The organism is Denitratisoma oestradiolicum (assembly GCF_902813185.1).
GTDB lineage: Bacteria > Pseudomonadota > Gammaproteobacteria > Burkholderiales > Rhodocyclaceae > Denitratisoma > Denitratisoma oestradiolicum.
The window spans coordinates 513,671-528,836 of sequence record NZ_LR778301.1 but is presented as its reverse complement, the minus strand read 5'-3'; the positions used below and the strand labels follow the sequence as shown (position 1 = coordinate 528,836).

Annotated in this window: 15 protein-coding genes; 2 read left to right on the top strand and 13 right to left on the bottom strand. The window is 58.6% G+C overall.

What is annotated here, in order from left to right; genetic code table 11:
- Nucleotides 1–102: 102 nt before the first annotated feature.
- The 11 genes from DENOEST_RS02615 to DENOEST_RS20600 form a co-directional block, all read right to left on the bottom strand.
- Nucleotides 103–480 (bottom strand): c(7)-type cytochrome triheme domain-containing protein, encoded by a 378-nt coding sequence (locus DENOEST_RS02615; protein ID WP_170228189.1) that lies wholly within the window; start codon nucleotides 478–480, stop codon nucleotides 103–105.
- Complete coding sequence (locus DENOEST_RS02610; protein WP_197970493.1) at nucleotides 480–932, bottom strand: c(7)-type cytochrome triheme domain-containing protein; 453 nt, start codon at nucleotides 930–932, stop codon at nucleotides 480–482. The genes DENOEST_RS02615 and DENOEST_RS02610 overlap by 1 nt, the downstream gene beginning before the upstream one ends.
- 121 nt (nucleotides 933–1,053) lie before the next feature.
- Nucleotides 1,054–1,965 (bottom strand): hypothetical protein, encoded by a 912-nt coding sequence (locus DENOEST_RS02605; RefSeq protein ID WP_145770630.1) that lies wholly within the window; start codon nucleotides 1,963–1,965, stop codon nucleotides 1,054–1,056.
- A 53-nt stretch (nucleotides 1,966–2,018) separates the two neighbouring features.
- Nucleotides 2,019–2,975: a c(7)-type cytochrome triheme domain-containing protein gene (locus tag DENOEST_RS02600; RefSeq protein ID WP_145770629.1), complete on the bottom strand. Its 957-nt coding sequence runs from the start codon at nucleotides 2,973–2,975 to the stop codon at nucleotides 2,019–2,021.
- Nucleotides 2,976–2,984: 9 nt separating this feature from the next.
- Nucleotides 2,985–3,407 carry a c(7)-type cytochrome triheme domain-containing protein gene (locus tag DENOEST_RS02595; protein WP_197970492.1) on the bottom strand — a complete coding sequence of 141 codons (423 nt, stop codon included), beginning with the start codon at nucleotides 3,405–3,407 and terminating at the stop codon, nucleotides 2,985–2,987.
- A gap of 74 nt (nucleotides 3,408–3,481) precedes the next feature.
- Nucleotides 3,482–5,149, bottom strand: coding sequence for a hypothetical protein (locus tag DENOEST_RS02590; protein WP_145770628.1), 1,668 nt, complete (start codon nucleotides 5,147–5,149; stop codon nucleotides 3,482–3,484).
- Between the two features lie 795 nt (nucleotides 5,150–5,944).
- Nucleotides 5,945–7,024: a peptidylprolyl isomerase gene (locus DENOEST_RS02585; protein ID WP_145770627.1), complete on the bottom strand. Its 1,080-nt coding sequence runs from the start codon at nucleotides 7,022–7,024 to the stop codon at nucleotides 5,945–5,947.
- Nucleotides 7,025–7,125: 101 nt separating this feature from the next.
- A complete protein-coding gene (locus DENOEST_RS02580) occupies nucleotides 7,126–7,971 on the bottom strand; it encodes a cytochrome c3 family protein (protein WP_145770626.1) in 846 nt (281 codons plus the stop codon).
- 249 nt (nucleotides 7,972–8,220) lie between these two features.
- On the bottom strand, nucleotides 8,221–9,345 hold the full coding sequence (locus tag DENOEST_RS02575) for a 6-bladed beta-propeller (RefSeq protein ID WP_145770625.1): 1,125 nt from the start codon (nucleotides 9,343–9,345) through the stop codon (nucleotides 8,221–8,223).
- Nucleotides 9,346–9,357: 12 nt separating this feature from the next.
- The gene (locus DENOEST_RS02570) at nucleotides 9,358–10,023 is read right to left on the bottom strand and encodes a cytochrome c3 family protein (protein ID WP_197970491.1); all 666 of its coding nucleotides are present in this window, start codon (nucleotides 10,021–10,023) and stop codon (nucleotides 9,358–9,360) included.
- A 166-nt stretch (nucleotides 10,024–10,189) separates the two neighbouring features.
- Nucleotides 10,190–10,477 (bottom strand): c-type cytochrome, encoded by a 288-nt coding sequence (locus DENOEST_RS20600; RefSeq protein ID WP_145770646.1) that lies wholly within the window; start codon nucleotides 10,475–10,477, stop codon nucleotides 10,190–10,192.
- Between the two features lie 280 nt (nucleotides 10,478–10,757).
- Here DENOEST_RS20600 and DENOEST_RS02560 point away from each other — a divergent pair, with 280 nt between their 5' ends.
- Nucleotides 10,758–11,747: a cytochrome c gene (locus tag DENOEST_RS02560; protein WP_170228188.1), complete on the top strand. Its 990-nt coding sequence runs from the start codon at nucleotides 10,758–10,760 to the stop codon at nucleotides 11,745–11,747.
- Nucleotides 11,744–12,715: a c-type cytochrome gene (locus tag DENOEST_RS02555; RefSeq protein WP_145770622.1), complete on the top strand. Its 972-nt coding sequence runs from the start codon at nucleotides 11,744–11,746 to the stop codon at nucleotides 12,713–12,715. The genes DENOEST_RS02560 and DENOEST_RS02555 overlap by 4 nt, the downstream gene beginning before the upstream one ends.
- On the opposite strand, the gene DENOEST_RS02550 is transcribed toward DENOEST_RS02555, so the two are convergent.
- Both DENOEST_RS02550 and DENOEST_RS02545 read right to left on the bottom strand, forming a co-directional pair.
- Nucleotides 12,709–13,494 carry a cytochrome b/b6 domain-containing protein gene (locus DENOEST_RS02550; protein ID WP_145770621.1) on the bottom strand — a complete coding sequence of 262 codons (786 nt, stop codon included), beginning with the start codon at nucleotides 13,492–13,494 and terminating at the stop codon, nucleotides 12,709–12,711. The genes DENOEST_RS02555 and DENOEST_RS02550 overlap by 7 nt on opposite strands.
- Nucleotides 13,495–13,535: 41 nt before the next feature.
- Nucleotides 13,536–15,164, bottom strand: a complete 1,629-nt coding sequence (locus tag DENOEST_RS02545; RefSeq protein ID WP_145770620.1) for a methyl-accepting chemotaxis protein — start codon at nucleotides 15,162–15,164, stop codon at nucleotides 13,536–13,538.
- Nucleotides 15,165–15,166 lie beyond the last annotated feature (2 nt).

Below are 15,166 nucleotides of genomic sequence, written 5' to 3'. Positions count from 1 at the left end.
CCCTTTCCGGCAGCCTGAGTGGCGGAATACTCCTCCGCCCAGGTGAGACTGCAGGATAGGGCGAGCCATAAGACCGCCACCCAAAAATGGCACGCCGGCACGCTACCAACGTCCCGGTCCGGAGGTTTCGTGACCTCCGTATATTCCCGGAGGCAAGCCCTTCTTGCCGGAATGGCAAAGATCACAACGATCGGGACCCCAGGCGATATCGTTGTTGTGGCAGGCGCCGCAGAACTTGCCATCGACGATGTCCGCCATGGTGACAAGATTGGATCCGACCCGCATCTTGAAGCCGAGTTCGGCGTGGCAGACCTTGCAGCGGAAGCGAATGCGGTGGAACCAGTGAGGAAAGACCACCGGACGCATGCCCTCCTTTTCCGCGTTGCGATTGAGCACTACATCGGCGTATTCCGCCCGGACCTCAGGAACTGCGACCAGCAGGCACAGGCCGCAAAACATCAGAGTCAGGAGCCGCACCATCAAGGCCCCTCCTTCCTGGGTAGGTGGTAGGAAGGATCAAGATTCGGTGGCGCCGTCTGCTCGGATTTTGGGCGAGGCACACTATGGCAGCGGAGGCATTCCGTCAGGGGAAAGGAAACGGCACCATGGCAGACGCCGCACTGCTCCCCCTGGAGAATGCTGAACATGGAAATCTTGGTGCCGCCGATCAGGGATTTGAATGGATATTCGTGACAGTTGGAACAGTCCAGCCATTCCGTGTGTGCCTTGTGGGGGAAACGGACGATCGGCATGCTGCCCTTGATGTCGAGCAGGATGTCCTGGTCCAGGGTGCGCACCTGGGTTTCCTTGCGCAATCTGGACCGGGGCTTGATTTCACCTTTTTCCAGGGACTCCACCCAGCGCACCTGATTGCCCGCCGTGTCCGGGGTAAGCACCGACAAGGCATCACGAGGCTGCTGCAACAGCTTCACGGCGGGCGATTTGGGGTCATGAACCCCATCCTTGGCCAAGGGCAGCCAGTCCCCAGCCCAAACGCAAACGGCGGCGACGGACCAGAAGACCGCCGCCGCCGTCCGTAAGAGATTGATTGATTTAGCCCGGTATATAGATTCCCGCATTGCGAATGGCGCGCACCAACTCCAGAGTGGAATCTTCCATCAACTTGATGGCTTTCTCGTATTCCTTGCGGCCAGCCGCCGCCTCCGCAGCATCACGCAATTCCTTGGATTTTGCAAGGAAGGAGCGTACCTGCTCATTCAGCGCCGGATTGGTCACCTGCTTTTCCTCTACCAGCACTTTGACCAGCATCAGGTGCGTTTCGTTGCGATCAATCTCGTAGTGATATTCCTCTTCCTTAGAGGCGAAATTGAGGGAACGCACCAGGGTGTCACCGCTGCGCAGGGAACTGATGGCTGCCTTGGCCACTAGGTAAGCCTTGTCCAATTCAGCTCGGCCTTCGGTGTACTTCTGGGCGGCTGCCAGTTTCTCGCCCGCAGCAACGGACTTTTCCACCGACGAGACGGTTTCACTGACACCCTTTACCGCCGACTTCTCCTTGGCGACCCGCTTGTAAGCATCCAGCAGCGCCTTGACGCTCTCGTGCCGGGCGTTGAAATCGGCTTCCTGCTTTTTGCTCAACACATCCGCAGGAGCCGCCAGACGGGCCGCTTCAAACATCAGTACCGTAGCCTGGGGCAGCACCGCAGCGGCCTTGGCGATGTCTCCTGCGTCGAAGGCGGACTTGGCGGTATGGAATACGCCCAGGGCCTGATCACGTTTGGCCAGAGCGCCCTGGTCTCCACTAGCCTCGATCTGCTTCGCCGCCGACGAGGTGGTCAGCAATTTCTCCACGGAGGCCATCCGGGCTGCCATTTGCTCCTTATCCATCGTACCGCTCGCGGCAAGACGCGATGCCGCACTCTCCGGGACCGGGGACGCCACAACCTGGGCCACAGCCCCCACGCTCAAGACCATCAGGAGAGAGGCCATTCCGATTTGTTTCATGATTTCCTTTTCCTTAGCCCTCCCCGCCAACAACAGGGAGGAGCATCGATACATTAGTTGGGCGCAGCCTGCGCAGCGACGGGCATGGGCTTTTTCTTGGAGTGGCAGATACGACACTCGGAGACAGGAAAGGCAACCTTGCCATGACAAACACCGCATTTCTGCCCCAACAGGATCGCCGCCATGCTGATGGAGTTGGCGCCCTTCTGGGGTACGAAGATCGCCGGGTGGCAGTTGGAACAATCCAGCCATTCGGTGTGCTGTTTGTGGGGATAAACCACATCAGGCATGGAGCCCTTGACCTCACGCACGATGTTCAGATCCATGACCACCGGCACCGCATTGGGATCCAGCCGATCGTAGCGGGGATTGATCTTGTTGCTGGACAGGGCCTCGACCCAATTGACACGATTGCCCGCAAAGCTCTTGGGCAGGGTACCAAAAGCGGCCAGGGGCGGTTGCAGAGCATGGGTGCCATCATTGGCCGGGTCATGGATGCCGTCCTCGGGAGGAGGCAGATTACGCTTGCTGGCGGGCTTCAGTAGCCGATTGAAGGCATTGACCTCGGCCGTGGAGACTGCTGGTGCAACGGGTGATCCCGCAGTGGCGACAGGAGCAGCAGGCGCCGCCACAGGGGCCAAGGGTTTCTGTTCGACCGCAGCGGCTGGTGCCGCTTTCGCAGCATCAGGCTTGGCGGCGTCCTTGATGGATGCCAGCATGTAATCCACGGTGGCCTTCACTTCGCCATCGGTCAGGGTCATGTTGCCCCCTTTGGGCGGCATGCCCTTGGGCGTACCAGCCAGGGCACTCTTGTAGAGGGCTGCAGTACCCTTGGCGACACGAGGCGACCAATCCCCGGCATTGCCGTAGCGAGGGGCGCCGGCAACGCCAGTGTTGTGGCAAACCCCGCAAACCTTGCCAAAAACTTCCTTGCCGCTCTGGGCAGCCCAGGCCGAGCTCACGCCGACAAGGCCGGCCAGCAGCAACATCATTGTGCGTAGCTTATTCATGGATGCACCTTATTTCTTCTGAGGTGCGCCAGTCGGCTGCACCAACTTCTGGATCGTGCTTTCGTGCACCTGGGTCGGGGTGCCCGGCTTGCCTGAATGGCACAGGTTGCAGTTTTCCACCGACCAGGCGATTTCGCCGTTATGGCAGGCGCCACAGAATTGACCATCGATGATCTTGACCATGTTGATCTCGTTGCCGCCGGCCTTGAACTTGAAACCGAGGTCGGCATGGCAGACCTTGCAGCGGAAACGCATCCGGTGAAACCAGTGGGGGAAAATCGCCGGCCGCATGCCAGCGCCGTCAGAGTAATTGTTGATCACCACGTCGCCGTACTCCGCCCGCGCCTCGGGCAGATCCACCAACATCGCGACAAAGAGCGCAAGGATTAACCCCCAGAGGAGTCCACCCTTCCTGGTCATGAATTTGATCATTGCACTTCCTTAGACTTCCTAGATTTTGTAAAAACGGACAGGCTTGGTACTTGGTATTTTTCAGCCGTGATTACCTAATAACCACCGAACTGCCGAATCGCCTGAAAGAACAGTAAAGCATTTTTTCTGCCACCCGAATTGTTGATGGTCCCCGTCGTCCTTAGCGTCAGCAATCCGATACGGTAATCAAAGCGATTCTCGAGAGAGCGAGTCGAATTATCCGGCCTGGCGCTCGTATCGCCAAGCAGCCGCGCCTGCTCCTGTTTGGAACCACTGGCCGTGAAGGTCAGGCCATAGCGCAGGCCGGAAATACCAAAGGCCCGGTTATGCCGGTAGGTAGCCGAGCCCGTAGTGTTGAAGTTCTTGGTCACAACCGGCGCTTTATCCATCACCTCAGCCCCTGACGATTCCGACTGGCGCCCAGGCCCCTGCTCAGTCGTGGACCACATAAACCCCAGGTTGGCCGAAAGCGCCGATTGGTGGCTGGCTTGAGCATTACCCATCAACGACAGGTTAAGAAATCTGGAATGACTTTCCGTAGCACCCTGACTGACCGAATCAGTGAGGTTCAGGTTGACGTTGCCGCTCGCCCGCTCCCCCAGTTGCATGGACCAGGTCCCTCCCGCCGAGTGGGAAAGGTTTTGTGTGCTGCCCCGGCGCTGATCCTGATTCAGCGATGCCGTCTGGGCAGCGGTCAAGAACAGATTGTGCCCCTCCCAAAGGGGGAGGCCCCGGGACAAGGAGTGATTGAAACTACCACTCTGAGCATGATTGGCCCCGTTAGCACCTCCCCCCTGATAGTTCAGGTTTGCCCCACCCCCCCAAAAATAAGAAAACTTCCCAAAAGTAAGAGGGCTCCCTGTGTAGCTCGCACCACCATTCATGGTGGTGATCAGCACACTGGTACCACTGGTACTTTGCTGAACGAAACCGCCGCCACCGGTAAAGGTGAGATGGGGACTGTAGGTGTAATAGGTCGATGCGTTGCCCATCAAACTACGGGACTGAACCGTAGTCGAGCCCAATTGGGTTTGTGAGTCGAACATCATCAGGGTGCCATTGACCGACAGGGGCAGGTCCTCACCATCTTCATCCTGAGGACGCCAGGTGCCGGTGGCGCCCAGTTGCAGGAAACGCCCATGGACCGAATTGGGTCCGGAGTCGGAACCATAGTTGAGGGTATTGTCGTTGTAATAGGAGTTCGCATCCAACCGCACGGTATCCCCAATAATGAAGTTGCGCCGGGCCGACAGATTGATCAACTGTGAACTGTTGCCCGTCTGTTGCTCACTCTGGGAAACACGGCCATCCACATTGAGCCCCTCTCCTTCACGGCTCGAAGAATAGGTTCCAGAAAAGGCGTTTACTGTATCCCCGCCTTGGGGTATCGATACGACTGTGCTGTGATCAAAGCCTCCGGACAGGTTATAGGTGCCCTCCACCGGACGATAGCTCTGGCGCAACCCCAGGCGAGTGGACACATTACCGCTCTGAACCTCGCCACCGGCAGTGGTGCTATCCGATCGGTCCAGGGTCGCCACAAAGGGGAAGCGGCTCGCGGGAAACATTTGCAGCACACCACCGCCCGTCACCGAAGTCCCCACCGACCGATTATCCGTACCACTGATCCCGTCGGTGCCGGGGGCAGTGGAAGCCTGAACATTCCTAGCGATTCCCAGACTACCGCTTACCAAGGCATACCAGGGTTGGTAGATGAAACTGGATACGCTCACCGTAGTCATCAGGGACTGCCCAGTAGAGCGAGCGCCATCGCCGGATCGGGTAGTGGTATAGCCATAGGAATGCGCCCCGCCCCAACGGATGGGCGGAATCTCCCAGCCCGAGATCAAGCCACCCCCTTGAGCGTTATCGCCGGATGTTCGATCCGTGTTGGCTGCAAATGAATCAGGCCGTCCATCAGTCGGTGGCTGCCTCCGCTGCGGCGGAACAATGTTGGCAACACTCGCAATAACAGGCACACCGGGGGGGCCATTGGCGGGCGCATTGTTGCCCTGCCGAGGGGATGCGGGCGGCAGGGGCCTCGAAGGCGCCAGCACCGTAACGCCTGCGTAGGAACTACGGCGTTCGTCCAGCCGATACTCCATGGCCAAGCGTATGGTGGGAAGATCATCCTGACCACCACGGCCCGGGGCGCGTTTTTTCGGTTTGTCTAGGCCGAGAATAGCGCTGAGACGAAGCTCCGGCTCCCGCACGTCAAGATTTTGTACCCGAGGAGTCTCTGTCAATCGATAAGTGAGCGCCAATCGAAGGGGTGGTGCATCCCTTTCGCGGAACCGTAGCTTCGCTGATGATTTCTTTGGCGTGCGGGAAACTAGCGCGACACTGAGTCGAAGTCCGACTTCTGGCGCAAGAGAGGCAGCAGACGCGCCCAGCACAACAACAGGGAGGATCAATCCCCCAACGAAAAATCCTCCCAGCAAACCCGCCGCTCCAAGACCGGAGCGGCGGCATTTGTTCGCGGAGAGAGAGGCATCATGGCCCAAAATTTCCGGTAGGAGCGCGGGAGGCATTAGGCGCTAGGGACGCTCCGGTCCTTTCTGCTCAACTGCGTGTTGGTAGACCATGCGGACATCAGCCTTGGCAACCAACCCATCCAGAAACATTGTCCACGCCGTGCTCTGGCGATCCCGTAGCGTCAATTCACGCGCACGCAGGATGACATCCTTGAATTCGCGCAAGCGGGCGGGAACACGCTCCTCTAGGCGAAAGATCGCCACCCCCTCCAGCACATCCACGGGTTCGGCAACCGCACCGATTTCGAATTTATCGATACGCTGTTGCAAGGCCTCGGGCAACATGCCTCGGTGCAAATAGCCAAGGTCCCCGCCCTGCTCCGCTTCTTTACCACTGGAATGCATGCGTGCCGCCTCCTGGAAGTCAGCCCCTTTCAACAGGCGCTCGTGAAGCGCTTTTGCCTCTTCTCGCGCTGACTGCCATTTTTCCTTGGGAGAGGACGGATCAACGCCCAGAAGAATGACGGAAAGGCGCGTCTTTTCCGGCTCGGTAAATAGCTCCTTGTGTCCCTCGTAGTAGGCTCGAACCTCTCGATCGGAGGGTTCTGGAACCGCCTTGACGGCCGATTCGACAAGCTTCAGGGCATTCTGTTCCACGAGTTGGGCACGGAGCCCCGGCAACATACGCTCGCGACTTTGTTGCCAGGTGGCACTGGAGGCATAGCGTTCGTCGTAACCGGCGATGGCATCGTCCACGCTCTTGTCGGCACCCTCTATGCCCCGCCGCTTGGCTTCCTCCAATAACAGGACACGCTGCACCAGACGGGTCTTCACCTCTTCACGAACGGCAGGCAGTTGGCCTTCAGGAATCTGACCGTGATAGAACTTCTGCCGCAGGGCCGAAGCAAAGGCGGATTCATATTCGCGCACGGTGATGGCCTTTCCATTGACCGTGGCGTAGATTTTCGGTTCTGCAGCCACAGGCTTGGCTGCCACCACGGCTAGCGACGCATCGCTGGCCCTTTGAGCCGCGCCCTCCTCGGCGGCGTGGCACGGAAGGTTGCCCGCCAGACCAAGCGCCGCCAGCCACAGGCAGGCCCTGTAAGAAATTGCGCTCATCGTCTGCTTGAAGTTGTTCACCATACGATTTCCTTTCACCAAAAGAAAATGGGCCGGACGTTCGCCGCCAGGCCCACTTAAAAACTGCGCCCCGTTGGAGGGCGCAGTCTATTCCAATCACTGGACTACTTGGTATGACAGGCCAGACACACAGCACTTCCGCTATTCGCGATACGCAGGAAGGTCGTGTTGTTCGAGTGTGGGTCATGGCAGCTACCGCACTCGACGGAAGGCGCTGCGTTGGCGATGCTGAAATCGGCACCGGCACGGGTGTAGAGAATCATGTCGGTTTTCTCACGCGTTCCAGCCGACCCACCAGAAGTATCCACCCACCAGACCTTGGCACTATTGATGGTCGCGTTCTGCGGTGCAGTGAAGTCGGTATCCGTACAAGCACCAGTGGGTGAAGATGAATCCTGACCACCACCGCAATAACGAATACCAATGGGATGGTCGTTGCTCAGATCGGAGCCCAGATTCGCGATCCCAGTAAGCTTGCCGTTGGCGTCCACCCTGGCACCGGTCCAAGTGTAACCCAGGCCATTCGCACCGCCACCCGTGGCGTCATAGCCACCGGAACCGGGGGCATTCACGATGTTGTCCATGGCCTGGGTACCATCATGGCAGGACAGACAGGCCAGGGAGATGGAGCCCACGCTTGCCACCGCACCATCAATAGTCGAGGAATTCGCGGTGCTATAGGTCGTGTAAGTCGCGCCAGACGCCTTCTTGTTCCACAAAGGGGCACTCACTGCAGTATTCGAAGCGTGAGGCGTATGACAGAACACGCAAATTTCATCCGTGCCCGCCGTTACATGGTTTGTCCCGGTCCCACCCGTACCAAGATTGTGCTTGGTGGTGGAGATACCAGCGATAGCCTGATGGCTTACCCCCACCGCACCAATCACGACCACAGACACCGCGAAAAATTTCGCCAGGTGACCGGTCAGTGTGCTTTTTTGTTTGCTCATGATATTCCCCATTCGTCAGGATTTTAGGAATGCCGCAGAAACCCAACACTCGCACCCAAGCCTACGCAAACCCCATGCCATGTAACAAATTCCAGTGACGGTGCCCATATCCATTACCTTGAAGAGCCCCCTCCCCTCCAATCGTGACAATAGTCACGTTTTACCGCCTATCGGAGAGTGTCATACCCGACGCCCCCTTTTTGCTTCTCAATTCCCGGATAAGGAATTCTCATTGATGGGAACAAATACTCAAGGGGCCACTCCTATTTTCGACTTAAGCCCCAAAAATCCCTCATCCTCCTTCAAACCATAGGGGCGGAAAACATCGATTTTCTTAAACCATTGATCAACCATGTAGATACGACCATCCTCATCCACCGTGATACCGGAAGGCAGCATGTACTGGGCCGGCCCTCCCTTCTCGGACCGATCACCGATGAACATGAGAAGTTCTCCCTCAGGGCTGAATATCTGGAAATTGCCGAACGCCGTATCAGCCACAAGGACATTTCCATCGTTGTCGGTAGCAATTTCCTTGGGACGGGCAAAGTTGCCTGGCTGCTTGCCAACTGATCCGAAGTTCTTCAGGAACTTGCCCTGGGCATCGAACACTGAAACCCGGAAATTTCCGCCATCAGTCACATATAGCCGCCCCTCCTTGCCAATGGCCAGATCACGAGGCAGATTGAACTCACCCGGGCCACTGCCGCGCTTGCCGATATCGAAAAGGTGATCGCCATTCTGGGCATCAAAGACCCTCACCCGGTGGTGTTCCGACGAAACACCCCCAATATCGACCACATAGAGGCGGACTCCAGTACCGTCGACACTCACGCTGGAAAGGCGATCGAAGACCTTGGGTCCACCGATTTTCCTTAAGAACTTCCCTTCCTCGGAATACACCATGATGGCCTTGGCCGTCGCGTCGGCCACATAGACCGTACCCGACTGATCCACATCCAGGCCCAGGGGCTTCATCAGCGACCCGTTCTCATCGTCGCCAATTTTGTAGAAACGCTTGCCGGGGAAATCAAAAACCTTGACTAACCGGTCGGCGGAGTCAGAAACGAACACCCGCCCCTTATGCACAGCAATCGCATAGGGCTTGCTCATCCCCTCTCCCGCTTCTGCGGACCCCGTCAAGAGCCGCTTGAGGGCCGCATCCTCTTTTTGGCTCACAACATCGGCGCTACTCATTATGATCCGCTCGAAAGCATAGCGCGGCTCGTCGGGTGGGGCAGGATAGACTAGGGGCCGAGCATCCCCGGACTTGGTTGCCTGCTGCACAGGGGCGCAGGCCGTAAGCCCCAGCAAACCCCACAGCACGATCAGAACACGTACAACCACTCCCTGGTGGTTATTGATCAACATCATTGACACTCCCTCCTACTTGTCATGGCAAGTCAGGCAAAGCCTGCTACCGGTATTGGTGATCCTCAAGAACTGGCCGTTGGCACTATGAGGATCGTGACAACTGCTGCACTCCATGTAGGGCACGCCCTCGTCACTGCCTTCACCCTTACGAACGTACAGCGGCAGATCGCCCCGTTGCCGGACCATGCTACCCTCCGAACGGGACACCCACCACACGGTACGATTATCCACGATGCCATTGGAGGGGCGGCGAAAATCGTCCGATGACTTGATGTGTTTCGCCTTCACTGAACCCTCGTCATCATCGGTCCCAACTTTGAGAGTCTTTTCCACGTTTTTGTGTTCACGCAGATAGCCCCGATAAGGCACTCCATACGGATGATCCATCAAAAAATTGCTGGTAACCGAATATGCCTGGGTCGCATCATGACAGGAGAGGCAGGCCAGGGACTGGGAACCCACCGCCGGCTTGTCTCCGTATTGCAAGCGTCCGATATCGTCGTACATCACAAAGACGTAACCGTCTCCCAAGGACTTTTGCCATCGTGGTGCGGCTACGGCGGTTGCCTGGGTGCTGATGGCCGGCGTGTGGCAGAACACGCAAATTTCCTTGGTATCCTTGACGGCTTCCCCGGCAATCTTGCCATGGGGAGTGGTTCGGATATCAGCCTGGCCCATGGGAGTCAGGCCGCTCCATGCTCCAAGTAACACCCCGATAGCCACTAAGTACCGCCGCCGCAAATCCATGAAGTCCCGGGCTGCATGCAGCCGCTTCCCCTACAGAAAATTACCCATCAAGTACCGGCGAGGGGCCGGACACCTTTACCGTGAATCCCGCAACACTTTATTTCGCCAGGGACAACATGTACTCCAGGGCCGCATGAGCATCCGTTTTCGACAGGGAAGCATTCCCCCCTTTTGGCGGCATGCCCCCCTTACCCCTCAGCACGGAAACCAGCAGGCCTGAGGGACCGCTGGCTAGGCGCGGCCGCCAGTCATCGAAACTCCCAACCTTCGGGGCGCCTCCGACGCCGGTACTATGGCACATTGCACAATTTTGCGCGTAGACATCCCTTCCTTCATCCTGGCTTGCCGGAGCGGATCGGGCAGCTATGGGAAGTCCAGCAATCATCAGCGCGACCACAGCGGTGGGCAATATGCCTTTCATGATCCAAAGATGAAGCAGTCAGAGAGGAAAGCGCCGAACATAAAACCTCATTCACGCCCGGCTCTATCAGCGACACGCAAGACTCAAGCCATGTCTTACACAGCAAAATATGGGAACATGGCGCTCTTTTTGCATCGGTCGGCCGTAATTGCCAAGAGGAAAAACTATGCAGTGGATGACTTTCACGTCCCGCGGGAGCGTATGGGGCAGCCTCATGACCCGGTGCGTTCTCGTGTTCGTATTAATGGCGAGTTCCGCCACCTGGGCCGGTCAGCGGCCTCTGAAGGGCGGCCCCATCAAGCCAGAGATTCTGTATCACAACTATTGTTCTGTCTGTCACGGCGACAAGGGTGACGGCAACAGCCGGGCCAAAGGCAGTCTGGTGCCGCCACCGCGCGACTTCACCAAAGCTGGGGAACTGGGGCGCCAAACCATGATCACGATCGTGACTCACGGCAAGCCGAGTACTGCCATGACCGGCTGGCAGACCCAGTTGACCCAAAAGGAAATCGAGGCAGTTGTGGATTACATCCGCAGCACCTTCATGCGAGTGGTCCTGGACCCCCGACTACAGCAAGGGCAAGCGGTGTACATTCATAACTGCATGGTATGTCATGGAGACAAGGGCCAGGGCGCGATGTCTTCAGTAGGCTTGGTACCCCCGCGCAACTTCGCCACCCCCCAGGCCAGGGCAGAACTGACCCGGGAAAGGATGATCTATTCGGTGACCAACGGTCGCCCCAATACCGCCATGGCGCCCTTCGCCAAGCGGCTCCCGACCAAGGATATCGAAGCAGTAGTGGACTACATCCGTACTGGCCTGATGATGCCGGAGGCCGGTGATATTTCCGGTACAAGCGCCCACTCCAGAGGCCGTAGCGGAGAAGCGGAAAACGGAATGGCCCAGACCTTCGTAAATGGACTGAAAGGTGACCCGGCCAAGGGCGGAAAACTCTACATGACCACCTGCGCCACCTGCCACGGCGCCAAGGGCGATGGCAAAGGACCCCGGGCCTATTTCATCAATCCGAAACCTAGAAATTTCCTCGACCTGGCCTTCCGCGCCAACTTCAACCGCCCGGCCGTGTTCCTGGCGGTGGCTGAGGGACGACTGGGCACCGAAATGCCTGCATGGAGCAAGGTATTGACCGAGCAGGAAATCGCCGATGTCAGTGAATTCGTCTTCCAGCGCTTTATTCGGCCCGGCACCAAGGCGGCAGGAGGTAAACGTTGAAGTGGTTCCACGGGGTGGCGGGGGGGATTGCTCTCCTCGCCGCCCTGAGCAGTAGTGCAACAGAGAATTCTCTGGCTCAGGGTCGAGCCATCTACAATTTCCGCTGCTATTTCTGCCACGGCTATTCCGGCGATGCGAAAACCCTGGCCGCAACCTACCTGAGCCCACCACCCGCCGATTTCCAGGCCGCCAGTCCCGAGCGAATCAACAAAGATTCAATACTCTCCACCCTGCGCCAGGGACGGCCGGGGACGGCCATGAAGTCCTTTGCCAATGTGCTGAGTCCGGAGGAAATGGACGCGGTCGCCCGCTTTGTGATGGACGAGTTCATTCTCCGCAAGGCCGGGAACACCCGCTACCACACTCCCGAAAATGGCTGGGACAAGCATGAACGATACGCGGCCGCCTATCCTTTCGCCCTGAAGCAGATTTCCCTTTCCCAACCCTGGGAAACTCTGACCCCGGCCCAGGCCGAGGGCAAGCGCCTGTATCTGTCCAGTTGCGTAAGCTGCCATGACCGGGGTGCTCCCACGCCGGAAGACGTGGCCTGGGACGCCCGGCCTCTCTCCTATCCGCGCAACAATTTTTCCCTGGCCGCCCCTCCGCCAAAGCTGGACGCCATGGCCAGCGCCAGTCCCTATGCCCTGCACGACCTCCCGCCCAAGATTTCCGGGATGACCGCTCAGGAAAAACGGGGGGAGAGCCTATTCCAGGCCAACTGCGCCTTCTGTCATGGAGCCGACGGCACCGGCAAGAACTGGATCGGCCAGTTTCTCGAACCCCATCCACGCAATCTGCAGGATCCAGCCTTCATGGCCAATGTCGACCGGGAGCATCTGACCCGTTCCATCCGGGAAGGGCTACCCGGCAGTTCCATGCCGGCCTGGAAATCCGTGCTGAAGAAAAGGGACGTCGAGGCGATCCTGGCCTACATCAACCGGGCCTTTCATCCACTTCGAGCTCAATAGGCCACGAGATAGCGATTAAGCCAGGTCAGAAAGTCGATGACCGGATAAATCAGCAACAGGAGGATCACCGCCAGCAGGGCCAGGGATCCCCAGAAGGGATGGTCGTGGTCCAGGAAGGTGAATGCCTTCCGGCGCCAGGGTTGCCAGGGCGTGGCTACGGGGTTTCCGGCCAGTGCCTCATGGGAGTCCCGCGGCACCCGCTTCAGGCCGGTCATCATGGCCAGAATGTAATTCTCCCGGTGCAGCCAGCCGGCCCACAGGGTGCCAATGATATGAACCAGCGCCAAAACCGCCAGGCCGTCCCCGAGCACATGGTGAACCGGTATCAACACATCCTCCCAGTCAGAAGGGACCAGGGAGCCGAACGGCCCCAGTTGCTGGCCCGAACTGTAGATCAGGAGACCGATCAGGCAATTGGCCAGTAACAGGGGCAGCAAGGTGAACACCATGGCCGCTCCCAGGGGATTGTGGCTGGCGTAGTAGCGAGCATGCCCGCTCAGGGTATCCCGGGTATAGGCGATCATTTCCCGGGGGCCGAACAGGAAGCTGCGGAAGCGGGCTGCCTTCGAGCCGAAAAAGCCCCAGACAATGCGCAGCAGCAGCAGCAGGGTCATCAGATAGCCGGCGTAGGCATGAATGGGAAACTTGCGACTGCGCAGATAGATGACAAAAAAGCTGATCACCAGCAACCAGTGGCCCAACCTCACCACCCGGTCCCAGACCTTGACCAGGGGTTCCTGACGGCTACGGCGCTCCTTGTTTTCCTGAAACAGCGACATGGATTTCAACTATGCGCAGACTCGTGGCAGGGGTGAGCCCGTCATACCTTGAAACGCTGCAATTCCACGTCCAGCGCCTGGGCCAATTGGGTCAGATTCCTGACGGAATCATTCATGGAATCCACCATCCGATCGTTTTCCTCCGCCAGATCAGCGATGCCGGACACCATATCGGTCGCATGGGCCGAACCGAGTCGCTGCTCCTCGGTGGCGCCGCGAATGCCGCTCATGCCCTGGGCCACCTGATCCACTGAAGCAGTCACTTCCTCCAGGATGCCAGCCAGTTCGAGCAAACCATCGTGACTGCCGGCCAGGGCCTTCTGCCCACGGCCAATGGCCTGACTGACCTGATCGGATTCTTGATTGAGGGAATGAGTGATGCCGTCGATTTCATTGGCCGATCTGGCTGATTTCTCGGCCAACTTGCGTACCTCGTCGGCCACCACGGCAAAGCCCCGGCCATGCTCACCGGCCCGGGCCGCCTCGATGGCGGCGTTCAGCGCCAGGAGATTGGTCTGGTCGGCGATGTCCTTGACCTCCTGGGTCATGGTGGAAATGGTCGCTGTCTTGTGCACGAAGCTTTCCACCGTGGCGGCAATCTGGGACACGGCAGACTCCAGTTGGGCAACGCTGTGCTTGAAGTCGGTCAGGGTGGCCATGCCGGCGCTGGTCCGCTCCTGGCTGACGCGAGCCAGCCCATCCACCTCGCCGGTGGCCCCGGCCACGCTGGCGATGCTCTGGGATATCTGTTCCAGGGCCTGGGCGGCCCCCTGGGACTTGTCGGTCTGGGACTGGGAACTCCGGGCGACCTGATGGCTCATCTCCCCCAGATCCCGGGAAGAGGCCACGACCTTCTCCACCGTACCGTGGACGCTGATGATCAGGGAGCGCAGCTTTTCCATCATGGCATTGAAGGACTCGGACGCCATGCCGATCTCGTCCCGTCCCTTGACCGGCAGGCGCCGGGTGAGATCCCCTTCGCCCTGGGCAATGTCCTTCAAGCCGGAAGCCATGGCGTTCATGGGGCGTGTCACCACGCGCCGGACGAAAACATAGATGAAGGCCAGCATGGCCGCGGACAGAACCACGGCAGCCGCCACCAGCTTGCCCATGGCGGCCCGGATGATTTCGTCCATGGATGTCAGGGATATCTTCATGGATACGGCACCCATGATGTCCCCTTCCTTGACCTCCTCATGGCACTCCAGGCAGTCCTTGCCCAGGTAGTTCTTCGATGCAATGGCCGGAAATACGACCCGCATCACATGACCGTAATTCGGGTCCGTGGTTTCCTCGAAAATCGGTTTGCCCTCGGTCAAGGCCCGCTGCTCGACATCATCCGGGTTCATGGCGGTCTCGTCGCCGTCACCCATTTCGTGGATAACCTTCTCGCCCCGAATCACCCGCAGATCCTTGACTGCCTCCGACTGCCGCACCTGATCGTAATAAATGGACCGCTTCTTGATGGTCTTGGTCACCTTCATGAACAGCAGGTTGGCCATGGTGAGCTGATTCACGCTCATGGCCAGCGCCCGGGCCTGGCTTCGGGCCAGAGCCGCCTCCTCCCGCACCGTCCACACCACGGTGACCGCCCAGGCGAAAACCAGGATGGCGCCAATGGCACCCACCAGGCGCATCCAAATTTTCAAGTTGGCAATACGTTCAAGCACGG